Source organism: Streptomyces capoamus (assembly GCF_014654935.1).
Classification (GTDB): domain Bacteria; phylum Actinomycetota; class Actinomycetes; order Streptomycetales; family Streptomycetaceae; genus Streptomyces; species Streptomyces capoamus.
In genome coordinates this window covers 691125-712577 of sequence record NZ_BNBF01000001.1, presented here as the reverse complement: position 1 = coordinate 712577, position 21453 = coordinate 691125, and the positions used below count along the sequence as shown (strand labels likewise).

General features: G+C 72.9%; 24 protein-coding genes and 1 pseudogene. 11 read left to right on the top strand and 14 right to left on the bottom strand.

Annotated features, from left to right (window positions below; translation table 11 throughout):
- Positions 1-47: 47 nt before the first annotated feature.
- Positions 48-1244, bottom strand: coding sequence for an FAD-dependent monooxygenase (locus tag IE312_RS03245; RefSeq protein WP_189978252.1), 1197 nt, complete (start codon positions 1242-1244; stop codon positions 48-50).
- 336 nt (positions 1245-1580) lie between these two features.
- On the opposite strand from IE312_RS03245, the gene melC1 reads away from it, so the two are divergent.
- Positions 1581-1961: an apotyrosinase chaperone MelC1 gene (melC1, locus tag IE312_RS03240; RefSeq protein WP_189978084.1), complete on the top strand. Its 381-nt coding sequence runs from the start codon at positions 1581-1583 to the stop codon at positions 1959-1961.
- 35 nt (positions 1962-1996) lie between these two features.
- Positions 1997-2818 carry a tyrosinase MelC2 gene (melC2, locus tag IE312_RS03235; RefSeq protein WP_189978082.1) on the top strand — a complete coding sequence of 274 codons (822 nt, stop codon included), beginning with the start codon at positions 1997-1999 and terminating at the stop codon, positions 2816-2818.
- A 1-nt stretch (position 2819) separates the two neighbouring features.
- Here the strand turns inward: melC2 and IE312_RS03230 are convergent, their stop codons facing one another.
- Together IE312_RS03230 and IE312_RS03225 are read right to left on the bottom strand one after the other, a co-directional pair.
- Positions 2820-3566: a ribonuclease H family protein gene (locus IE312_RS03230; protein WP_189978080.1), complete on the bottom strand. Its 747-nt coding sequence runs from the start codon at positions 3564-3566 to the stop codon at positions 2820-2822.
- A 34-nt stretch (positions 3567-3600) separates the two neighbouring features.
- Positions 3601-4395, bottom strand: coding sequence for a VOC family protein (locus IE312_RS03225; RefSeq protein ID WP_189978078.1), 795 nt, complete (start codon positions 4393-4395; stop codon positions 3601-3603).
- A 318-nt stretch (positions 4396-4713) separates the two neighbouring features.
- Here IE312_RS03225 and IE312_RS03220 point away from each other — a divergent pair, with 318 nt between their 5' ends.
- From IE312_RS03220 to IE312_RS03205, 4 genes and pseudogenes are all read left to right on the top strand, one after another.
- Complete coding sequence (locus IE312_RS03220) at positions 4714-6156, top strand: family 2B encapsulin nanocompartment shell protein (protein WP_189978076.1); 1443 nt, start codon at positions 4714-4716, stop codon at positions 6154-6156.
- A 16-nt stretch (positions 6157-6172) separates the two neighbouring features.
- On the top strand, positions 6173-7225 hold the full coding sequence (locus IE312_RS03215) for a family 2 encapsulin nanocompartment cargo protein terpene cyclase (protein WP_189978074.1): 1053 nt from the start codon (positions 6173-6175) through the stop codon (positions 7223-7225).
- Positions 7226-7278: 53 nt separating this feature from the next.
- Positions 7279-8157, top strand: a complete 879-nt coding sequence (locus tag IE312_RS03210; RefSeq protein WP_189978072.1) for a geranyl diphosphate 2-C-methyltransferase — start codon at positions 7279-7281, stop codon at positions 8155-8157.
- Between the two features lie 102 nt (positions 8158-8259).
- Positions 8260-9142, top strand: a pseudogene (locus IE312_RS03205) (aminoglycoside phosphotransferase family protein).
- A 24-nt stretch (positions 9143-9166) separates the two neighbouring features.
- Here the strand turns inward: IE312_RS03205 and IE312_RS03200 are convergent.
- Together IE312_RS03200 and IE312_RS03195 are read right to left on the bottom strand one after the other, a co-directional pair.
- Positions 9167-9655, bottom strand: coding sequence for a VOC family protein (locus IE312_RS03200; RefSeq protein ID WP_189978250.1), 489 nt, complete (start codon positions 9653-9655; stop codon positions 9167-9169).
- Between the two features lie 176 nt (positions 9656-9831).
- On the bottom strand, positions 9832-10233 hold the full coding sequence (locus tag IE312_RS03195; RefSeq protein ID WP_189978070.1) for a helix-turn-helix domain-containing protein: 402 nt from the start codon (positions 10231-10233) through the stop codon (positions 9832-9834).
- 275 nt (positions 10234-10508) lie between these two features.
- On the opposite strand from IE312_RS03195, the gene IE312_RS03190 reads away from it, so the two are divergent.
- Positions 10509-11399: an RNA polymerase sigma factor SigF gene (locus tag IE312_RS03190; protein ID WP_189978248.1), complete on the top strand. Its 891-nt coding sequence runs from the start codon at positions 10509-10511 to the stop codon at positions 11397-11399.
- A gap of 15 nt (positions 11400-11414) precedes the next feature.
- Here the strand turns inward: IE312_RS03190 and IE312_RS03185 are convergent, their stop codons facing one another.
- From IE312_RS03185 to IE312_RS03175, 3 genes are all read right to left on the bottom strand, one after another.
- The gene (locus tag IE312_RS03185; RefSeq protein WP_189978068.1) at positions 11415-11870 is read right to left on the bottom strand and encodes an ATP-binding protein; all 456 of its coding nucleotides are present in this window, start codon (positions 11868-11870) and stop codon (positions 11415-11417) included.
- Between the two features lie 285 nt (positions 11871-12155).
- Complete coding sequence (locus tag IE312_RS03180) at positions 12156-12650, bottom strand: SH3 domain-containing protein (RefSeq protein WP_189978246.1); 495 nt, start codon at positions 12648-12650, stop codon at positions 12156-12158.
- Between the two features lie 209 nt (positions 12651-12859).
- Positions 12860-13270 carry a hypothetical protein gene (locus tag IE312_RS03175; protein ID WP_189978066.1) on the bottom strand — a complete coding sequence of 137 codons (411 nt, stop codon included), beginning with the start codon at positions 13268-13270 and terminating at the stop codon, positions 12860-12862.
- A gap of 332 nt (positions 13271-13602) precedes the next feature.
- On the opposite strand from IE312_RS03175, the gene IE312_RS03170 reads away from it, so the two are divergent.
- Positions 13603-13986 carry a nuclear transport factor 2 family protein gene (locus IE312_RS03170; RefSeq protein ID WP_189978064.1) on the top strand — a complete coding sequence of 128 codons (384 nt, stop codon included), beginning with the start codon at positions 13603-13605 and terminating at the stop codon, positions 13984-13986.
- A gap of 59 nt (positions 13987-14045) precedes the next feature.
- Here the strand turns inward: IE312_RS03170 and mgrA are convergent, their stop codons facing one another.
- Positions 14046-15038, bottom strand: coding sequence for an L-glyceraldehyde 3-phosphate reductase (gene mgrA / locus IE312_RS03165; RefSeq protein ID WP_189978062.1), 993 nt, complete (start codon positions 15036-15038; stop codon positions 14046-14048).
- Between the two features lie 111 nt (positions 15039-15149).
- On the opposite strand from mgrA, the gene IE312_RS03160 reads away from it, so the two are divergent.
- The 3 genes from IE312_RS03160 (at position 15150) to IE312_RS03150 (ending at position 18177) form a co-directional block, all read left to right on the top strand.
- A complete protein-coding gene (locus tag IE312_RS03160; RefSeq protein WP_189978060.1) occupies positions 15150-16064 on the top strand; it encodes a LysR family transcriptional regulator in 915 nt (304 codons plus the stop codon).
- A 66-nt stretch (positions 16065-16130) separates the two neighbouring features.
- Positions 16131-17633, top strand: a complete 1503-nt coding sequence (locus tag IE312_RS03155) for a carotenoid oxygenase family protein (protein ID WP_189978058.1) — start codon at positions 16131-16133, stop codon at positions 17631-17633.
- 28 nt (positions 17634-17661) lie between these two features.
- Positions 17662-18177 (top strand): mycothiol transferase, encoded by a 516-nt coding sequence (locus IE312_RS03150; protein WP_189978056.1) that lies wholly within the window; start codon positions 17662-17664, stop codon positions 18175-18177.
- Here IE312_RS03150 and IE312_RS03145 read toward each other — a convergent pair.
- The 5 genes from IE312_RS03145 to IE312_RS38610 all read right to left on the bottom strand — a co-directional run.
- Positions 18159-19238: an adenosine deaminase gene (locus IE312_RS03145; protein WP_189978054.1), complete on the bottom strand. Its 1080-nt coding sequence runs from the start codon at positions 19236-19238 to the stop codon at positions 18159-18161. The two genes, IE312_RS03150 and IE312_RS03145, sit on opposite strands and share 19 nt — an antisense overlap.
- Before the next feature lie 41 nt (positions 19239-19279).
- On the bottom strand, positions 19280-19672 hold the full coding sequence (locus IE312_RS03140; RefSeq protein ID WP_189978052.1) for a VOC family protein: 393 nt from the start codon (positions 19670-19672) through the stop codon (positions 19280-19282).
- A 185-nt stretch (positions 19673-19857) separates the two neighbouring features.
- Positions 19858-20790, bottom strand: a complete 933-nt coding sequence (locus tag IE312_RS03135) for a M48 family metalloprotease (protein ID WP_189978050.1) — start codon at positions 20788-20790, stop codon at positions 19858-19860.
- A complete protein-coding gene (locus tag IE312_RS03130) occupies positions 20787-21167 on the bottom strand; it encodes a BlaI/MecI/CopY family transcriptional regulator (protein ID WP_189978049.1) in 381 nt (126 codons plus the stop codon). Before IE312_RS03130 ends, IE312_RS03135 begins: the two co-directional genes overlap by 4 nt.
- Before the next feature lie 90 nt (positions 21168-21257).
- On the bottom strand, positions 21258-21453 hold a 196-nt coding region (locus tag IE312_RS38610; protein ID WP_229898939.1), incomplete at its 5' end, for an aldo/keto reductase.

The following is a 21453-nucleotide window of genomic DNA, read 5'->3' as shown; positions in this document are numbered from 1 at the left end:
CGAACGCCAGTATGGCTGAGCCCCCAGCCCTCGCCACGGGACAACCTTCAGCCTTGGCGCGCCGTGGAACGGGCGTGCAGGGCGCGGGCGGCGCGGGGGCCGAGCCAGCGCTTGAACCTGCGCAGCGGCTCCAGTTGCCCGGCGGCCTTGTCCAGTCCGTAGTAGAGCTGCGGCGGGACGTGGGGCAGCAGCGGCGAGTGGCGCTGGCCGAGCAGGGCGAACATCCGGTGCGGGGGCAGGCGGATGTAGCGGGGCAGGTTCTCGTACCACTGGGCGCTGTAGCGGGCGGCGCTCTGCACGGACAGCAGCTCGGCCCGGCGCCGCTGCTCGTAGGCGGCGAGGGCCTCGGGCAGGCCGGCGTGCGTGCGCAGCGTGCCGGCCAGGCACATGGCGTCCTCCAGGGCGAGGGTGGTGCCGGCGCCGATGGAGTAGTGGGTGGTGTGGGCCGCGTCGCCGAGCAGGACCAGGTTGCCGTGGTGCCAGGTCCGGTTGGTGAGGGTGCGGAAGGTCAGCCAGCCGGCGCCGGGGCGGGCGATGAGCGGGTGGCCGTCGAGCACGTCGGCGAAGAGCTTCTCCAGCAGGGCGGCTCGCTCGGCCTCGTCGGCCCGGTCCAGGCCGAGGCCGGTGAAGGTCTGCGGGGAGCACTCGACGACGCAGGTGCTGTGGCCGGCGCCGTAGCCGTAGCCGTAGGCCCAGATCCAGCCGTGCTCGGTCTCGGTGAAGGCGAAGGTGAAGGCGTCGAAGACCTTGGTCGTGCCGAGCCAGATGTAGTGGTTGCGGCCGGCCGTGACGCGGGTGCCGAAGTGGCCGGCCGCGCGGGTGCGCAGGGCGCTGTGCACCCCGTCGGCGGCGACGACGAGGTCCGCGCCGGCGGGCGGCCGTGTCAGCTCGCTTCGGAACTCCAGGCGGACGTCCAGGGCGCGGGCCCGGGCGGCGAGCAGGCCGAGCAGCCGGTGCCGGCCGATCCCGAAGCCCTCGTCGCCGCGGTGCCGGGTGGTCACGTCGCCGACGCGGGCGACGCCGTCGGTCCAGCGGACGGAGTGCTCCTCGACCGCGCGCGCCGACTCCGGGTCGTGCTCGTGGAGCTTGTCGAGCAGTCCGCGCCAGTACGTCACCCCCCAGCCGTAGGTGGAGCCCTCCGGGTTGCGTTCATGGACGGTGACGTCATGGGACGCATCCTGCCGCTTGAGCAGGATCGCGAGGTACAGGCCCGCGGGCCCCCCTCCGACGCAGACGACCTTCACACGCACACCCCTGACAGTCACCGGACGCGGTCGGACGGCACCGGAGAGTAGCAGCACGTCGGCCCGCGATCGCGCCAGTTTCGCGGGGTGAGGAGTACCACTCGGACCGGTGGAACCCGGAAAGGATCTTCGTAAACCCAGGCGGCCGGGCAAGGAATTCCCCGTTCCGGAGCAGGTCGGCCCACCGCCCCAGCAAGATCATCTTCGTTCAACTCTGTACGACATGGGGGTGATTGTCCGGATCACAGCCAACCGGTTCCGGATGATTTCTTCTGCTCCGGAACGTCCCGATAGGCATGCGTGGTCACCACCGGACCACTCCCGAGGAGGACCCGCATGCCCGACATCACCCGGCGCCGCGCGCTCACCGCGGCGGCCGCCGTCGCCGCCACGGCCACGGCCGCCGCCACCCTCGCCGCACCGGCCGCGTCGGCCGCCGGCCACCACATGCCCACCACCCCCGACTCCTTCGACGAGGTCTACAAGGGCCGCCGGATACAGGGCCGTCCGGCGAGCGGCGGCGGACACCACCACGAACACGGCGGCGGTTACGAGGTGCTCATCGACGGCGTACAGCTGCACGTGATGCAGAACGCCGACGGCAGCTGGATCAGCGTCGTCAGCCACTACGACCCGGTGCCCACCCCGCGCGCCGCCGCCCGCGCCGCGGTGAACGAGCTGCAGGGCGCGCCGCTGCTGCCGTTCCCCGCCAACTGACCGCCCCCGCAAGGACTTCCGGAGCACCGCACACCATGACCGTACGCAAGAACCAGGCCGCCCTCACCGCCGACGAGAAGAAGCGGTTCGTCGCCGCCGTCCTCGAACTCAAGCGCAACGGGCGCTACGACGACTTCGTCCGTACGCACAACGAGTTCATCATGTCGGACACCGACAGCGGCGAGCGGACCGGCCACCGCTCCCCGTCCTTCCTGCCCTGGCACCGCAGATTCCTGCTCGACTTCGAACAGGCGCTGCAGTCCGTGGACTCCTCGGTGGCGCTGCCCTACTGGGACTGGAGCACCGACCGCACCGTGCGCGCCTCGCTGTGGGCACCGGACTTCCTCGGCGGCACCGGGCGCAGCACCGACGGCCGGGTCATGGACGGCCCGTTCGCCGCCTCCGCGGGCAACTGGCCGATCAACGTGCGGGTCGACGGCCGTACGTTCCTGCGCCGCTCGCTCGGCACCGGCGTGCGGGAGCTGCCCACGCGCGCCGAGGTGGACTCGGTGCTGTCGATGGCGACGTACGACATGGCGCCGTACAACAGCTCCTCGGACGGATTCCGCAACCACCTGGAGGGCTGGCGCGGGGTCAACCTGCACAACCGGGTGCACGTGTGGGTCGGCGGGCAGATGGGCACCGGCGTCTCCCCCAACGACCCGGTGTTCTGGCTGCACCACGCCTTCGTGGACAAGCTGTGGTCGGAGTGGCAGCGGCGGCACCCGGGCGCCGGCTACGTGCCGACGGGCGGCACGCCGGACGTGGTGGACCTGAACGACACCATGAAGCCGTGGAACACCGTGCGCCCGGCGGACCTGCTGGACCACACGAAGTTCTACACGTTCGACGTCTGATTCAGGCGTCGGCGGTACGGCACTCGGGGTGGCCCCAGCCCTGCGCGTTCTTGGCGATCTTCTCGCCGGCCGCGTAGGGCCGGCCGCACTGGCAGCGGCCGGGGAACTTGGCCTTGATGGTGCGGGCGGACGCTCCCCCGCCGGTGCGGGCGGACGCCCCCCCGCCGGTGCGGGCGGACGCGGCGCCGCCGGTGCGGCGGGGTGCCTTCCCGCGCGGTGCGCCGGCCGCCTTCGGGGTGTCGGGCGACGGCGGGGGCTCCGGCGAGCCGAGCGCGCTGCCGGCCGGCTCCTGCACGGAGGCCGCCTGGCTGGCGGCGCGGTCGGCGAAGTCGTTCAGCGGGTCGCCGTCGACCTGGTGGGCGGGCACGTAACGGAACTCGACGGACCGGCCGCCGAGCAGCTCGTCGATGCGGACCACCAGGTCCTGGTTGGCGACGGGCTTGCCGGCGGCCGTCTTCCAGCCGTTGCGCTTCCAGCCGGGCAGCCAGGTGGTGACGGCCTTCATCGCGTACTGGGAGTCCATGCGGATCTCCAGCGGCACGTCCGGCTCGACGGCGGCGAGCAGCTGCTCCAGCGCCGTCAGCTCGGCGACGTTGTTGGTGGCCCGGCCGAGCGGGCCCGCCGCCCAGCGCGCGGGGGTCCGCTCGTCGCCGCCCGAGACCACCCACGCCCATCCGGCCGGCCCGGGGTTCCCCTTCGAAGCCCCGTCGCACGCGGCCACCACACGTTCACCCATGACCTCGATCATGCCATGGCCGCGGGCGACGCCGTTCCGGGACCGGTCAGACCTCCCTGACCTGGGGCATCCGGCCCTCGGTGGTGGCGATGTCGATCACCGAGAGGTTCGCGCCCTGCGGGTCGCTGAGCGCCGCGAACCGGCCGAAGGGGCTGCTCATCGGTCCGAAGCGGAGGATGCCGCCGAGCTTGACGGCCCGGTCGACGGCAGCGTCACAGTCGTCGACGGTGAAGTACACATTGATGTACGACGGCACCTCGGGCGGGAAGTCGTCCGTCATCCGCATCCGGCCGAGCACGGTGTCCCCTCCGACGTCGAACATCCGGAAGTCGACCGCGTCGTCCTCGATCTGCTTCATCCGGTACGGGAAGACGGCCGAGAGGAAGGCGTCCGCCTGCTCCGGCTCCCTGGTGAAGACCTCGGCCCAGCAGTAGGCGCCGGGCGTGGCCGTCGTCTCGAACCCCTCGTGGGTGCCCGCCTGCCACACGCCGAACACGGCCCCGCTGGGTTCCCGGGCCAGGCACATGGTGCCCAGGTCGCCGACCGGCATCGGCTCCATCAGCACCTCGCCGCCGTTCTGCCGGATCTTGTCCGCGGTGGCCGCGGCGTCCGGCGAGGCGAAGTACAGGCACCACTGCGACTGCCCCTCCTGGCCGGGCATGGGCGGGACGACGGCGGCGACCGCCTTGCCATCCGCGTAGGCCTGTGTGTAGTGGCCGTACTCCGACGAGGACTCGCCGAAGCTCCAGCCGAGGACGTCACCGTAGAACCGTTCGGCTCCCTCGACGTCGCTGAACATCGCATCGGCCCAACAGGGCGTTCCCTCCGGTTGCACGGCCATGATCGGAGCCCTCTCGGTCGGCCGGACTGTCCCGCTTCCTCACGCTAGCCACCCCGCCCCCGCCCCGCGCGCCGAACACCCGCGCCGCAAACCCGGGCGGAGCCGGGCGCGGAGGCACAAGATCGGCGCGCGGATCACCGTGAACACCGCACCACACCCCACACGCAGGTTTACGCCACACGGTGATCAAAACCGCCCCCTTCGCGCTGTACCGGGACAACAGGCGTCCTGTTTGGCTGGTGCGAGCACACCGGCATCCCCCGCACCACCGACCCGTCCCATCCGTACCGCCCCGTCCGCCTGTTTGCAGGAGGGAATGTGTCCACTCCGGACATCGCCACCGGTTCCGCAGTCGACGAACCGGATCCCGGCCCGCCGGCCGACGCCCGGCTCACCAGCCTGAGCACCCGGGCGGCCCGCCAGCTCACGACCACCACCAAGTCCGAACCGCAGATGCAGGCCATCACCTCCCGGTGGCTGCTGAAGAGCCTGCCGTGGGTGGACGTCAAGGGCGGCGCCTACCGGGTCAACCGGCGTCTGCAACTGCGTACCGGCCGCGGGCGCGTGCACTTCGAGCTCAACGGCGCCGACGACGTCCGGGTGGTCCCCGAGACCCTGACCGAGCTGCCGATCCTGCGCGGCTATCCCGACACCGAGGTGCTGCGGGAGATCGCCGCGCGCTTCCGGTCCCGGGAGATCCGCCCGGGCCAGGTGCTGTTCGAGGCGGGCCAGCCGGTCACCGAGGCCTACCTCGTGGCGCACGGGCGCTTCACCCGCTACGCCACCGGGAAGTACGGCGACGAGGAGATCGTCGGCGTCGTCACGGACGGCGACCAGATGGGCGACGAGGCGGTCGGCCAGTCGGATCCGCTGTGGCTGACCTCCGTCCGGGCGGAGACCGCAGGCGTGGTGCTGGCGCTGCCCTGGGCGGTCGTGGAGGAGTTCACCGCGCGGGTGCCCTCCCTCGCGGCGCACCTGCGCGAGTACGTCGAGCGGCAGCGCCGGCCGATGAACCGCAAGGGCGAGGCGGAACTGCCCGTGCAGGCCGGGCACGTCGGCGAGCCCACCCTGCCGGCCGGCTTCGTCGACTACGAACTCTCCCCGCGCGAGTACGAGCTGTCGCTCACGCAGACCGTGCTGCGGGTGCACACCCGGGTCGCCGACCTCTACAGCGACCCGATGGACCAGACCGCCCAGCAGCTGAGGCTGACCGTCGAGGAGATCCGCGAGCGACAGGAGTGGGAGCTGGTCAACAACCGTGAGTTCGGGCTCCTGCACAACGTCGACTACGGCCAGCGCATCAGCAGCCTCACAGGGCCGCCGACCCCCGACGACATGGACGAACTGCTGGCGATGCGGCGCAAGACGAAGGTCTTCCTGGCCCACCCGAAGGCGATCGCGGCCTTCTTCCGGCAGTGCAACAAACGGGGACTCGTGCCGGGCACCGCGAAGGTCGACGGCCATGAGGTGCCCGCCTGGCGAGGTGTGCCGATCTTCCCGTGCAGCAAGATCCCGATCACCGGGAACCACACCAGCAGCATCATCGCGCTGCGCACGGGCGAGGCCGACCAGGGGGTGATCGGCCTCTACCAGACCGGTATCCCGGAGGAGTTCCAGCCGGGCCTGAACGTCCGGTTCATGGGCATCGACAGCGCCGCGATCGTCAACTACCTCGTCACGGCCTACTACTCGCTGGCCATCCTCGTCCCCGACGCGGCCGGAATCCTGGAGAACGTCCAGGTCGGCCGGACCGCCGAGTGACGGCCGGGAGCGCGCGATGAGCACACCGACCCACGCCTACCGGCTGCCCGGGCCGCCGGACGTGGCACGGAGCCTGCGCAGGGACCGGCGCACCGGGGCGATCCCCGGGCTGCGCCACCGCCCGGCCGCTCCCGCCGACCCGGCGAAGGCCGCCGAGGTGGACCACCGGCTGGAGACCTGGGCGCGCGGCCTCGACCTGTTCCCGGCGGCCTGGAAGGGGGACTTCTCGGGTTTCCAGTTCGGCCGGGCCGTCGTACTGCAGCACCCCGGCGCCCTCGACCTGGACCGCCTGACGGCCGCCGGAAAGCTGCTGCTCGCGGAGAACGTCGTCGACTCCTGCTACTGCGAGGAGGACGAGGGCCGGGGCGGCGCCCGCCGCGGCCTGGGCGGGCGGCTGATCACGGCCCAGTCGGCGATCGACCCCTACCACGGCATCCCGGAGCTGGAGGAGGAGTGGCGCGCGGGCGTACGGGCCGACGGTCCCCTGCGCTCGTACCACTTCGCCCTCGCCGACTACGCGACGTTCGCCACGCCCAGCCAGACCGACCGGTTCGTGCACGACATCGCCCGGCTGCACCTGGGCTACCTGGCCGAGGCCGCCTGGGCCGAGACCCGGTACACGCCCCGGGTGTGGGAGTACCTGGTGATGCGGCAGTTCAACAACTTCCGGCCCTGTCTGTCGATCGTCGACGCGGTGGACGGCTACGAACTGCCCGAGCAGGTCTACGCCCGCCCCGAGATCCAGCGGATCACGGCGCTGGCCTGCAACGCCACCACCATCGTGAACGACCTGTACTCCTTCACCAAGGAGCTGGCGAGCGATCCGACCCACCTCAACCTGCCGCAGGTCGTCGCCGCCAACGAGCGCTGCGGACTGAAGGCCGCCTACCTGAAGTCCGTCGAGATCCACAACCGGATCATGGAGGCCTTCGAGGAGGAGTCCGCCGTCCTGTCCGGCACCTCGCCCGTCGTGGAGCGCTACGCCCAGGGGCTCGCCGCCTGGGTGTCCGGCAACCACGAGTGGCACGCCACCAACTCCCACCGCTACCACCTGCCCGACTACTGGTGACCGCCCGTCCGCACGGAACGAACCACCGCACATCGCGCACCGAGGAGCCACCTTTGACGACCGTGCCCGCCACCCGGACCGCATCGGTTCCGGTACCGGCCCAGTCCACCTACCAGAGCCGCGTCGCCGACTACTGGAACGCCGAGGAGAACCCGGTCAACCTGGAACTCGGCAAGATCGACGACCTCTACCACCACCACTACGGCATCGGGGCGGCCGACCGCTCGGTGCTGGACGAGCCGGACGGCGCGCTGCGGCGCGAGCGCATCACCACCGAACTGCACCGGCTCGAACACGCCCAGGCCGAACTGCTCGCCTCCCACCTCGGCCCGCTCTCCCCCACCGACCGGGTCTTCGACGCCGGCTGCGGCCGCGGCGGCGGCAGCGTGGTGGCGCACCTGCGGTACGGCTGCCACGCCGACGGCGTCACGATCTCCGCCAAGCAGGCCGACTTCGCCCATGAGCAGGCCCGCAAGCGGGGCATCGACGGCAAGGTGCGCTACCACCACCGCAACATGCTGGACACCGGTTTCGAGACGGGCGCGTACGCGGCGTCCTGGAACAACGAGTCCACCATGTACGTCGAACTGGACCTGCTCTTCGCGGAGCACGCCCGGCTGCTGCGCCGCGGCGGACGCTACGTGGTCATCACCGGCTGCTACAACGACACCTACGGGCGGGCCTCCCGCGAGGTGTCGCTGATCAACGCGCACTACATCTGCGACATCCACCCGCGGTCGGCGTACTTCCGGGCGATGGCCCGGCACCGGCTCGTGCCCGTGCACGTGGAGGACCTGACGCAGGCCACCATCCCGTACTGGGAACTGCGCAAGGAGGCGGACCACCTGGTCACCGGCATCGAGGACACGTTCCTGTCCGCGTACCGCAACGGCAGCTTCCAGTACCTGCTCATCGTGGCCGACCGGGTCTGAGGCCGGCGAAATCCCGTCGACAGCGGGGGCGCCCAGGCGCTGGGATGGACCTCCATGAGTGCCTTCCACGGTGACACCCCGCAGCGGGCGCCCGCGCGGCCGATGCACGCCGACGAGATCGCCGTCGACGCCCCGCTGGTCCACCGGCTGATCGCCCGCCGGTTCCCGCGGTGGGCGGCGCTGCCCGATACGGCGTGTCCCTTCCGCCGGGACGGAGAACGCCATGTTCCGGCTGGGCGGCGACCTCGTGGTCCGGCTCCCCCGGCGCCCCTCCGCCGTGCCGGACGTCAGGCACGAACAGCGCTGGCTGTCCCGGCTCGGTCCGCTGCTGCCGGTGGCCGTGCCCGAGCCGCTGGGCGTGGGCCGGCCCGATGACGGCTTCCCGTGGCCCTGGTCGGTGTACCGCTGGCTGGAGGGACGCAATCCGGTCGCCGGAGCCGTGGCGGAACCCCGGCGGGTCGCCGAGGAGCTGGGGGCGTTCGTGCGCGCGCTGCGCCGGACCGACGCGCACGGCGGGCCGGCCGCCGGCCGCGGCGTGCCCCTCGCCGACCGGGACGGGCCGACCCGGACCGCGCTCGCCCGGCTCGGCGGCCGGATCGACACCGCGGCCGTGACGGCCCTGTGGGAGGAGGCCCTGCGGGTCCCGGCCCACTCGGGCCCGCCGGTCTGGGTGCACGCGGACCTGTCCCCGGGGAACGTGCTGGTCGACGGCGGACGGCTGAGCGCGGTCATCGACTTCGGCACCGCCGGCGTCGGAGACCCGGCCGTGGATCTGGCCGTGGCCTGGAACCTGCTGCCGGCGGGCGCCCGGGACACGTTCCGCGAAGCCGTCGGCGCCGGGGACGCGGAGTGGGCACGCGGGCGGGGCTGGGCGCTGTCGATCTCGCTGATCCAGCTGCCGTACTACTGGGACACCAACCCGGCCCTGGCGGAGAACTCCCGGCACGCGCTCGCCGAGGTCCTCGCCGAGGCCGGGGTGCGGTGACGGTGACGATGACGGGGCAGGACGCTACGGCTGCTCCCCGGCGTACGCCTGCTCCAGGGCCGCGGCGTCCAGCTTGCCCATGCCCATCATGGCCTTCATGGCCCGCGCGGCCTTCTCCGGGTCCGGGTCGCCGATCATGTCGAGCAGCGGGGCGTAGACCACCTGCCAGGAGACGCCGTACTTGTCCTTGAGCCAGCCGCACGGACCGCCTTCGCCGCCGTTCTCGGTGAGCTTCGTCCAGTAGTGGTCGATCTCGTCCTGGTCGGCGCAGAGGATCTGGAACGAGACCGCCTCGCCGAAGGTGAACTCGGGGCCGCCGTTGAGCGCGACGAACCTCTGGCCGTTGGCGGTGAACTCCACCGTCAGCACCGAACCGGCCGGGCCGCGGCCGGATTCCGGCCACCGCACGACGCGGCCGATACCGGAGTCCTTGAAGACGGACACGTAATGGTGCGCGGCCTCCTCCGCCTGACCGTCGAACCAGAGGCACGTGGTGAATCCGTCGGTGGTCATGAGTTCCTCCTGCGGGCGGGACAGGGCGTGGTACGCGGTCATGGGTACGCGGTCATGGGTATCGACCGGGCCACGGCGGGAAACTCATCGGTCCATCGGTCCATCGGTCCATCGGTCCATCGGTCCGGCGTCACCGCCCCGGGAGCCCGGACGGACGCGTGGGGGGGTGCGGCCGGTCAGGCCGCCAAGCAGAGCCCCCGGTGCGGCCGGTGCGGGGCGGCGGGCCGGCCGCGCCGCTGCGCGGCGGCCGTGCGCCGGGCCAGCTCGCCGTGCGTCAGCGACAGCAGGTCCCCCAGGCCCAGGCCGAGCGCGTGGGCGGCGGCGGCGAGCACCTCGGACGAGGCCTCCTTGCGGCCCCGCTCGATCTCGGACAGGTACGGCAGGGAGATCCGGGCCGCGTCGGCCACGTCCTTGAGCGTGCGTTCCTGCGCCTGCCGCTCCCGGCGCAGCACCTCGCCGACCAGATCCCGCCAGAGGGGTTCCCTGGGGGCGGGGGGCTCGGTGTCCGGCGCGGCCGGGCGGGCGGGGGCCGGCCGCAGGCGGATGACTTCGGCTTCGTCGCTCACCGGGTTGCTCATCCCGTCAGCCTAGGAGCGGTACGGTCGGGGGCAAGGGCGCACGGTTGCGCCCTGAGGGAAATCCCGGGGCCGTCCAAGGTCCCGGACCGGTTGTTTCACGCCAGTGCCGAGCGGCGGGTGCATACGTCGTGTCACCGTGGGTACCCGCGCGGTGAGCGCCGTAACGGCACGCATGGACGGCCGGACAACGGGTACCCGGGGCCCGACAGGTGCGCCGGGAATCCGACACATGCTGTGAAGGCAGACGTCGCACCGTGACTTTCGTGGGAGAGGCAATGAAGACCGCCGCCGGGATCCGGTCGCAAGCAGAGGTCGTGGAGCAGGCCGAGCAGGACGGGACGGGCGAGCGAGCACTGCCTGGCATCGCGGACCCGGCGTCCGTCGCCCCGCGCGACGCGCGGGAACTGTCCCGCCAGTTCTTCCGCCGGCTGGCCGAGCTGGAAGAGGGCACGCACGAGCACCAGTACGCGCGCAACACCCTCATCGAGATGAACATGTCGCTGGTGCGGTTCGCCGCCGGACGGTTCCGGGGCCGCGGCGACGACATGGAGGACGTCGTCCAGACCGGCATGATCGGCCTGATCAAGGCCATCGACCGGTTCGAACTGGCACGCGAGGTCGAGTTCACCTCCTTCGCGCTGCCGTACATCGTCGGCGAGATCAAGCGCTTCTTCCGCGACACCACCTGGGCCGTCCACGTGCCGCGCCGGCTCCAGGAACTGCGCGTGGAGCTGGCGAAGGCCCGGGAGGAGCTGTCCAGCCGGCTGGACCGCGATCCGACGACCGCCGAGCTGGCCACGCTGATGAACATCTCCGAGAAGGAGGTCGTCGAGGCCCAGCTCGCCTCCAACGGCTACAACTCCGCCTCCCTGGACGCGGCGCTCACCGGCGACGGGCCCGAGGACGGCGAGGCCGTGCTGGCCGACTTCATCGGCGTCGAGGAGGAGGGGCTGCGGCTCGTGGAGGACTTCCACGCACTCGCCCCGCTGATGGCGGAGCTGAGCGAGCGCGACCGCCGGATCATCCACCTGCGGTTCGTGGAGGAGGCCACCCAGGCGGAGATCGGCGAGCAGCTCGGCTGCTCCCAGATGCACGTCTCCCGGCTGATCAAGCGGATCATCGCCCGGTTGCGCGAGGGGATGCTCGGCGAGCTCGACTGCGCCTGAGGCCGGGGCGCCGGCTCAGTCCCGGCGCAGCGCGAAGACCGCCCGCACGCGCTTGCCCACGGGGACGCGCTCGACGGTCACCTGCGAGGCCAGGGCGTGCACGATCTCCAGACCGTGCCGCCCGATCCGCTGCGGGTCCTTGGGAAAGCGGCGGGGCAGGGCGCTGCTGCTGTCGTACACGGACACCACCACCGCGGTGTCCGTGCCTTCCAGTTCCAGGATGTACGGCCCGTTGCTGTGCCGGTCGGCGTTGGTGACCAGCTCACTCACCATGAGGAGCAGCTCGCCGTCGGCCAGGCCGTCGGCGCTGGCGCACCACTCGGTGCGCAGCTGCTGGAGGAACTGGGCAGCGAAGGCGCGGGCGTCGGCGATGCATCCGGGTTCGCCCGTGTAGTGCGCCGCACGCCGCAGCGGCTCCACGGGTACGTCGAAACCAGTCGGTATCACTGCCCCGCCCAGGTGCTCGCTCATACTGTCTCTCTCGGAAAACCCGGTCCGCCGGTCGATGGTGCACCAGTCCTCGTACCCCGACCCCGGCCCGCCAGTCCACCCGATCCGTTCGCCGAGCGCGCACAGTGACAAGAGTCACTGCTGCTGTTGCTGCTGTGGCTGCTGTTGCTGCTGCGGTGCCTGCGACGGTCCGCCGGTCCGGGGAGCCGGGGTCTCGGGGGGGCGCCGGAGCGGACGCCTCCGCCACCCGGCCGCCGCCCGGTTCCGCCGGGGGACGGCCGGCGAACAGGCCGGTCCCGCCGGTCGTCAGCGCTCACCCTCCGGCGCGACCAGCCGGGCCGGGGCACGCCCGGTGTCGTCCGCCCCGTCCACCGGCCGGTCGGTGGCGTACGGGCTCAGTCTGCGTCCGTCGCCGTACAGCCACCGCCCCTCCTGCGGGTCGTACACCCACGTGGACGCGCCGTCGACCACGAGCCCGATGCGCAGGCCCCGGGTGCGGGCCTCGAAGGCCTCGCCGTCCGTCGCGCCGGCCGCCAGGCCCTCCACGGCCGCCCGGTAGCCGGCCAGCGCCTGTTCGACCCGGGCCAGCAGGGGGCGCGGATCGGCGGTGCCGCCGGGGTCGCCGCCGGCGGGCGGGTCGTCGGGTACGGCGACGAGCAGGCGGCCGTCGACCCAGGCGGCCCAGCCGTTGGCGCAGCGGATGTGCCCCCAGTCGCCGCGCCGTTCCACGAGCTGCACGGGCAGCAGCGGATCCAGGGGCACGGTGGGCCGCGTCGGGTCGGGGGTTTCCCACGCGGGCAGGCCGTGCGGCGGGACGACGTGCGTGGGCCGGAATCGGGGGGGCGGTCATCGCCCGCCCGCCTCCCTCCCGGGGCCGGCTCGCACCGGCGCGGCGACCGGACGGCCGCGCACCTGGGGAGCACGGGCGGCATCACCAGCAGCACACATGCCGGAATTCCGCCGATCCGTCCACCCGCGCGCGCACCCCGCGCCGAGGGCGTGGTGGCCGCTCAGGCGACGGGCAGGACGAGGGCCGGGACGGTCCGCTGCATGCGCAGTGCGTCGACGGACTCCGCGAGCAGTTCGTACTCGGTGGTGTCGTCGCCGGTCACGATCCGCACGAGCCTGCCCGCGGCCAGCTCGTCGGCGACCTGCTCCTGCCGGCCCGGGTCGCCGCACCAGGCGCGCAGCACGGACGGCACGTCGGGCACGGAGTCGGCGACCGGGACGAGCGCACGGGGCGGTAAGTGCTCCGCCCCGGGCTGCGGGTCGAGGCGGTCCGCGATCCAGTTCGCACGGTCGCGCAGCCACCACAGGGCGAGGGCCAGGGTGGGCGCCCGGTAGGTCCCCAGGGGCACTCCGATGCGCCGGCCGCCACAGGTGCCGTACGCGGTGACGTGGCACAGGAACTCGTCGTGCATGCACACTCCCCCGTCGCGTCGTCGCCTCGGGCGGACCTCGCTTTCGGTGCGGCTCATGTGCGGTGCGTGAGCGGAACCTCGCTGGAAGTGAAGTCCTTACAGTCGAGTATGTTCACTACTGAACCACTGTCACCATGTCTTTCCGGCCAGTCTCTTGGCATATTCCCTGCCCGCTGTGGCCGGAACCGGGCGGCCCGTACGGCCGTTGGGGCATGACCCCTGAGGTAATCGACCCGGCCGCCCCTCCTCCCGCATGGTGGTCACACCGGATCGGCGAACCCGCGATCCGGACCCTGACCAGTCAAGACCACCTCGATGGAGGATGTTTCGCCATGGCCGTGCGCACCGACCGCTACGAGAACGCCGCCGCCCGTTACTTCGAGGCCTGGAACGCCACCGGGCCGGAGGCCGTCGAGAAGGCCGTCGCCGCCGCGTGGACCGCGGACGGCGGGTACACCGACCCCCTCGCGGACGTCCGCGGCCACGACGGGATCGCGGCCGTGATCGCGGCCGTCCACGAGCAGTTCCCCGGCTTCGTCTTCCGCCCGCTGGGCGCGGTCGACGGGCACCACGACACCGCGCGCTTCGGCTGGGAGCTGGTGAACCCGGCCGACGGCTCGGCGCCGGTGGCCGGGTTCGACGTGGTCACCCTGGACGAGGAGGGGCGCATCCGGCAGGTACTGGGATTCCTGGACCGGGTGCCGGCGGGCGCCTGACCAGCCGGCGCTCCCCCGCCCCTTGCTGCCCTCCCCGGCCACCCCGGCCACCCCGTGCGCTACGCCCGGACGATCGCGTCGATCCGCGCCAGCTCCTCGGCGTCGAAGTCCAGGTTGCGGATGGCGGCGACGCTGTCCTCCAGCTGCCGTGCGCTGCTCGCGCCGACCAGGGCGGAGGTCACCCGGCCGCCGCGCAGCACCCAGGCGAGCGCGAGCTGGGCCAGGGTCTGGCCGCGGGACCGCGCGATCTCGTCCAGCGCGCGCAGCCGGGCGACCAGGTCCTCGGTGACCGCGTCCGAGTTCAGGAACGGGCTGTCGCTCGCCGCCCGGGAGTCCTCGGGGATGCCGTCGAGGTAGCGGCCGGTGAGCAGGCCCTGCTCCAGCGGGGAGTAGACGATGGAGCCGACCTGGAGTTCGTCCAGGGCGTCGAGCAGGCCCTGGTCCTCGGGGCGCCGGTCCAGCATCGAGTAGCGGGGCTGGTGGATCAGGAGCGGGGTGCCCAGTTCACCGAGGATCCGGGCGGCCTCGCGGGTCTGCTCGGCGGAGTAGTTGGACACACCGGCGTACAGGGCCTTGCCCTGCTGCACCGCCGTGTGCAGGGCACCCATCGTCTCCTCCAGCGGAGTGTCCGGGTCGAAGCGGTGCGAGTAGAAGATGTCCACGTACTCCAGGCCCATCCGCGCCAGGCTCTGGTCGAGCGAGGACAGCAGGTACTTGCGCGAGCCCCATTCGCCGTACGGGCCGGGCCACATCCGGTAGCCGGCCTTGGTGGAGATCACCAGCTCGTCCCGGTGGCGGGCGAAGTCCACCCGCAGCGCCTCCCCGAAGGCGGACTCGGCGGCGCCGGGCGGCGGCCCGTAGTTGTTCGCCAGGTCGAAGTGGGTCACGCCGAGGTCGAAGGCGCGGCGCAGGATGGCCCGCTGGGTCTCGACGGGCCGGTCGGGCCCGAAGTTGTGCCACAGGCCGAGCGACAGAGCGGGCAGTTTCAGGCCGCTGCGTCCGGTCCGCCGGTAGGGCATGTCGGCATAGCGGTCGGGGTGTGCGGTGTACAACGCGACTCCTGAGGGGTGGGCACACGATCTACCGGTTCCACTCTTCCCCGTGCGGCGGACAGTGGTCCAACAGGAGAATCGGATGGGATTCAGCGACTAGGCTGCTCAATCATGGAACTGCGCCACCTCCAGCATTTCGTCGCCGTAGCCGAGGACCAGCACTTCACCCGGGCCGCCGAGCGGCTGATGGTGTCGCAGTCGGGCCTGTCCGCGTCCATCCGGGCCCTGGAGCGGGAGCTGCGGGCGCCGCTGTTCGTGCGGACCACCCGCAGAGTGACGCTGACCGAGGCGGGACGGGCGCTGCTGGTGGAGGCCGAGCGCATCCTGGCGCAGGTGCGCTCCGCGCACGAGGCGGTGGCGGCGGTGCAGGGCGTGCTGCGGGGCACGCTGGCGCTCGGCACCGAGCAGTGCATCGCCGGGGTACAGGTGGCCCGGCTGCTGGCGGCCTTCCGGGGCCGGCACCCGGACGTGGAGATACGGCTGCGGCAGGCCGGCTCGGGCGCGCTGGCCGAGGAGGTCGCGGCCGGGCGGCTCGACCTGGCGTTCGCGTACCGCACCCAGGCCGACACCGACCAGCTGCGCTCGGTGGCGCTGACCAGCGAGCCGATGACCGTGCTGTGCCACCCCAGCCACCGTCTGGCCGCGGCCCCGGCCGTGCTCGGCCCGGACGACCTCGCCGGGGAGGTCTTCGTGGACTTCCACCCCGACTGGGGTCCGCGGCGCGCCACCGACGCCGCGTTCGCCGCGGCCGGTGTCCGGCGCACGGTGGCGCTGGAGGTCAACGACGTGCACAGCCTGCTGGACCTGGTGGACGAGAACCTGGGGATCGCCGTCGTGCCCCGGCACTTCCGGCACAAGCGGTTGGGGCTCACGGCCCTCCCGCTGAAGGGCACGGGGGAGGCGGAGTACGAGACGGTCGCCCTGCTGCCGCCGGACCGGGCCACGAGTCCGGCCGCCCGGGCGCTGGTCACCCTGCTGGAAACAGGGGGTCTGACACCACCCCGGGACGGGGTCCAGCCCTCCTGATTCCGGCCGTCCGCCGCCGCAGACTCGGACCGTCAGCCACGGAGACGACGGTCAGGAGTATTCACGATGGCGGAACACACCCGGCGGACCCTGCTGCGGGGCACGGCCGGACTCGCGGCGGCGGGCGCACTCGCCGGCACAGCCGGCCGGCCCGCGGCGGCGGTGCAGGGGACGAGCGCGCCCGCACCGCCTCACCATCCCTTCCTGGAAGGCGCGTTCGCTCCGGTCACGGAGGAACTGACGGCGTACGACCTGCCGGTCACCGGCCGCGTACCGCGCGGGCTCAACGGCCGCCTGCTGCGCAACGGGCCCAACGTGCTGGGCCTGGAGGATCCGCGGGCGCACCACTGGATGCTCGGCGAGGGCATGGTGCACGGGGTGCGGCTGCGCGACGGCCGGGCGGAGTGGTACCGCAACCGCTGGGTGCGGTCCTCGCAGGTCGCGCGGAAGCTGGGCGAACCGTACCCGGGCCCGGTCCCGCCGGACGACTTCGCATGCAACACCCACGTGGTCCCGTACCGGGGCCGGATCCTCGCCCTCCAGGAGAGCGGCCCACTGCCGTACGAACTCGACGGCGAACTGAACACCGTCGGCGCGTACGACTTCCGGGGCACCCTGGAGGGCGCGTTCACCGCGCACACCAAGTTCGACGCCCACGCCGGTGAGCTGCACGCCCTCGCCTACTACCCGGCCTGGGACCACATCCGGCACCTGGTGGTGGACCCGTCGGGCCGGGTCGCGCGCACCACGCGGATCCCGATGCCGGACGCGCCGATGATCCACGACTTCGCGCTCACCGCACGGCACGTGGTCGTCATCGACGTCCCGGTCACCTTCGATCCGGGGGCGGCGGGGCGCGGCGCCCCGGTGCCGTACGTCTGGAACCCCGGGCACCCCGCCCGCGTGGGGGTCATGCCGCGCTCGGGCGGGCCGGTGCGCTGGTTCCCCATCGACCCGGTGTTCTACTCCCACACCCTGAACGCCTACGACGTGGGCACGTCGGTGGTGGTCGACCTGACGACGTATCCGGCGCCGTTCGAGGTCGCCGGGCGCGGCTCGGGCGGGCCGCACGCGGTGGGCACACCGCGGCTGGAACGGTGGACCGTGGAGATGGACCGGGGCCGGGTACGGCAGCGGGTACTGGACGACCGGCCGCAGGAGTTCCCGCGCGTGAACGAGGCGTTCGTGTCCCGGCGGCACCGCTACGGCTACTCGGCGGCCTGCGCCGAGTTGACGCTGGCCTACCTCTCCCCCGACGGGAACCCGCCCGACGGCGCCTTCTCCAACGCGCTGATCCAGCACGACCTGCTGCGCGGTACGACCCGGCTGCACCGCCTGCCCCGGGGCGCGGCGGCCGGCGAGGCGGTGTTCGTGCCCCGGGATCCGGCGGACCACCGGGCCGCCGAGGACGACGGCTACGCACTCGCGTACGTGCACGATCCCGAGCGCGGGGCGACCGACCTGGTGATCCTCGCGGCGCAGGACTTCACCGGCGAGCCGGTGGCGCGGGTGCACCTGCCCGGGCGGGTGCCGCTGGGCTTCCACGGAAGCTGGATTCCGGACGCGTGAGCGGCGGTGGTTTGCGATGGTGGACGGTATGCATGCAAAGGACGTCCTCATCGACGGCTACGGCCGCATCCAGGAAGAAGTCCACGCCGCCCTCGACGGGCTGGGCCCGGACGAACTGCACCACCGCCCGGCCCGTGACGCCAACTCCGTCGCCTGGCTGGTCTGGCACCTCACCCGGGTGCAGGACGACCACGTCGCCGACGCGTTCGACCTGGACCAGGTGTGGCTCTCCCAGGGCTGGGAGAAGCGGTTCGGCCTCGACCTGCCCCGGCACGACACCGGTTACGGTCACACGCCCGCCAAGGTCGCGAAGGTGCGGGTCGAGTCGGCGGACCTGCTGACCGGGTACTACGACGCCGTCCACGAGCAGACCCTGGGCGCCCTGCGCTCGCTGGCCGCCAAGGACCTGGAACGCGTGGTGGACGAGCGCTGGGACCCGCCGGTGACCCTGGGGGTCCGGCTGGTGAGCGTCCTGTCCGACGACCTCCAGCACGTCGGACAGGCCGCCTACCTCAGGGGGCTGCTTCAGAGCGCGGCCGCGTAACCCGGCAGGACCACGTCCTCGATGAGGGCCTTGCGCTCGTCGAACGGGATGAACGCGCTCTTGAGGGCGTTCACCGTGACGGTGCGCAGGTCCTCGACGGTCCAGCCGGCCTGCTCCACCAGCAGGGACATCTCGCGGGTCATCGTCGTGCCCGACACCAGACGGTTGTCGGTGTTCAGGGTGACCCGGAACCCGAGGTCCTTCAGGGCGGTGATCGGGTGCTCGGCGATCGAGGTGGCGCAGCCGGTCTGCAGGTTGGAGGTGGGGCACATCTCCAGGGCGATGCGGCGGTCGCGCACCCAGGAGGCGAGACGGCCGAGCTTGCCGGCCGCGAGGTCGGGGATGTCCTCGGTGAGGCGGACGCCGTGGCCGATGCGCTGGGCGCCGCACACCTGGAGGGCCTGGTGGATGCTGGGCAGGCCGTGCGCCTCGCCGGCGTGGATGGTGAAGGGCACGTTCTCGCGGCGCAGGTGCTCGAAGGCGGCGAGGTGGTCGGCGGGCGGGAAGCCGTCCTCCGCGCCGGCGATGTCGAAGCCGACGACACCGGCGTCCCGGTAGGCGACGGCCAGGTCGGCGGCCTCGCGGACGCGGTCCAACATCCGCATGCCGCACAGCAGGGTGCCGACGCGGACCGGGGTGCCGGCCGCCGCGGCCTTGGCCATGCCGGCGGCGAGGCCTTCCTGGACGGTCTCCACGACCTCGCGCATCGTGAGCCCGCCGTTGGTGTTCAGCTCGGGCGCGTAGCGCACCTCGGCGTAGACGACGCCGTCGGCCGCCAGGTCGAGGACGTACTCCTCGGCGGTGCGCAGCAGGCCCTCACGGGTCTGCATGACGGCGAGGGTGTGCTCGAAGGTCGCGATGTAGCGGACCAGGTCGCCGGAGTTGGCGGCCTCGACGTACCAGGCTGCCAGCTCGTCGGGGTCGGTGGTGGGCAGGGTGTGGCCGACCGCGTCCGCGAGCTCGACGACGGTGGCGGGGCGCAGGCCGCCGTCGAGGTGGTCGTGCAGGACGGCCTTGGGGAGCCGGCGGAGGGTCTCGGTGTCGATGCGGGACGCGGTCATGGGCGTTTCGTTCCTCGGCTGGTGGTGCGGTGCGGTGGTGTTCAGTGACCGGCGGGCTGGAGCAGGTCCCAGCGGTTGCCGTACAGGTCCTGGAAGACGGCGACCGTGCCGTACGGCTCGTGGCGCGGCTCCTCCAGGAAGGTCACGCCGGCCGCGGTCATCCGGGCGTGGTCGCGGGCGAAGTCGTCGGTGTGCAGGAAGAAGCCGACGCGGCCGCCGGTCTGGTCCCCGACCCGGGCCCGCTGGTCCGCGTCCTTGCCGCGGGCCAGCAGCAGACCGGTGCCGGAGCCGTCGCCGGGCTCGACGACGACCCAGCGGGAGCCGTCGGGGCGCGGGGCGTCTTCGACGAGCCGGAATCCGAGGGCCTCGGTGTAGAAGCCGATGGCCTCGTCGTAGTCCTGCACGACGAGGGTGACGAGGGCGAGGCGACGCATGCTGACCTTCCGGGCTGGACTGGTTAGCCGGTGAGGTTATACGTAAAACTCCCCGGATGCCAGTCCCGGTCTACGCGCGTCACGGCGGGGGCGGCACGGGCTCCCCCAGGAACCTGCTGTCAGGGCTTTCCTCAGGATCCAGCCGTCAGGATCCCGCCGTCAGAACCCGCTGTCAGGCCCCCCTGTCAGGGGCTCTCCTCTCCCTGCGCGACCTCCACGCGGTGGTGGACCTCGGCCGTGGCGGTGGCCGAGGCCACGCAGGACAGGACGGTGCAGGCGGCGAGCAGCAGGGCCACGGCACCGCCCGCCCGGGGGCGCGGGGGGCGGGGGGCGGCCAGCAGGGCCTCGACGCGTTGCGGGACGGGCCCGGTCGCGGCGCCGGGGGCGAAGCCGGGGCGGACGGACCGCGCGGCCTGGCCGGCGAGGGCCGCGCGGGCGATGGCCCGGGCGGTCAGGCGCCGGTCGCCGACCGACGCGGCGGCGGCCTCGTCGGCGGCGCGTTCGGCGGCCAGCCGGATCGTGGCGCGGACCCCGCGCAGCGCCGGATGGCAGTGCGCCACCAGCTCGGCGGCGGCGAGGGCGATGTGGTGGCCGCCCGCGTTGTGCGCCCGCTCGTGCGCGAGCAGCGCCTCCCGCTCGGGGCCGTCCAGGCTGCGCAGCATCGCCGTGGTGACGACGACCCGGTGCGGGCGGCCGGGCAGGGCGTAGGCGTCCGGCCGGGGCGAGTCCACCACGCACAGGTCGCCCGCGGGGGGCCGGCGCGCGGCCTGGGCCCGGGCCGACCGGTAGGCGCGGCCCTGGCGCAATGCCGAGCGGACCAGGGTCCAGCCCGAGCCCGCGAGGGCACCGGCCGAGGCGACGGCGGCCGGGACGACGAGGACGGCGGAGGCGGTGTGCAGCGGGTGGACCAGCTCGCCGAGCGCGGCGAACGGCGGCAGCCGGAGCAGCCCGATGAGGAGGAACACGGCGAGCGCCGCCAGCGAGCACCCGGCGAGGAGCACCGCGCAGCCGGTCACGGTCCACAGCGCGACGGCCGGGGACAGCCGGCCCAGGGCCCGGCGGGCCAGGGCCGGCAGGGCGCACGGCAGCAGGAGCGGGAGCAGCAGCAGGGCGGTCATCGGCCGTCGGCTTCGAGCAGGTCCCGCAGGACGCGTTCGTCGTCGGGACTGAGCTGGGCGACGAAGCGGGCGAGGACGGTCTCCCGGTCGCCGTCCCGGTCCAGCTCGCTGTGCATCCGGCGGGCGGTGAGACCGTGGGCGTCCGGAACGTCGCGGGCGGGAGCGTAGGCGTAGCCGCGGCCCTGGCGCCGGCGGTCGACCACCCCCTTGTCGTGCAGCCGGGTGAGGATGGTCGTCACCGTCGTACGGGCGAGGTCGACCCCCAGGCTCTGCTGGACCTGTCCGGGCGTCCGGGGCGCGTCGGCGGCCCAGAGGACGGCCATGACGCTCGCTTCGAGTTCACCGGCCGGCCGGCGTTCGTCCTTGGCGTCGGTCATGGGAACGTTCCTCACCCCGTCTTGGTCTGGCCCCGGCCCCGTCTGCACGATGGTAGTCGCCCCGTTCTCCCTGCTCCCCCGACCTCTCCGTCAGCCGTTCGGCGTACGGGCTTCGCCGAGCAGCGCCAGTTCCGCGCCGGTGAGCCGCAGCGCACCGGCGGCGACGTTCTCGGCCAGGTGGTCGGGGTTGCCGGTGCCGGGGATGGCGAGGACGTGCGGGCCCTGGTGCAGGGTCCAGGCGATGCGGACCTGCGCGGGGCTGACGCCATGGGCGCGGGCGACGGAG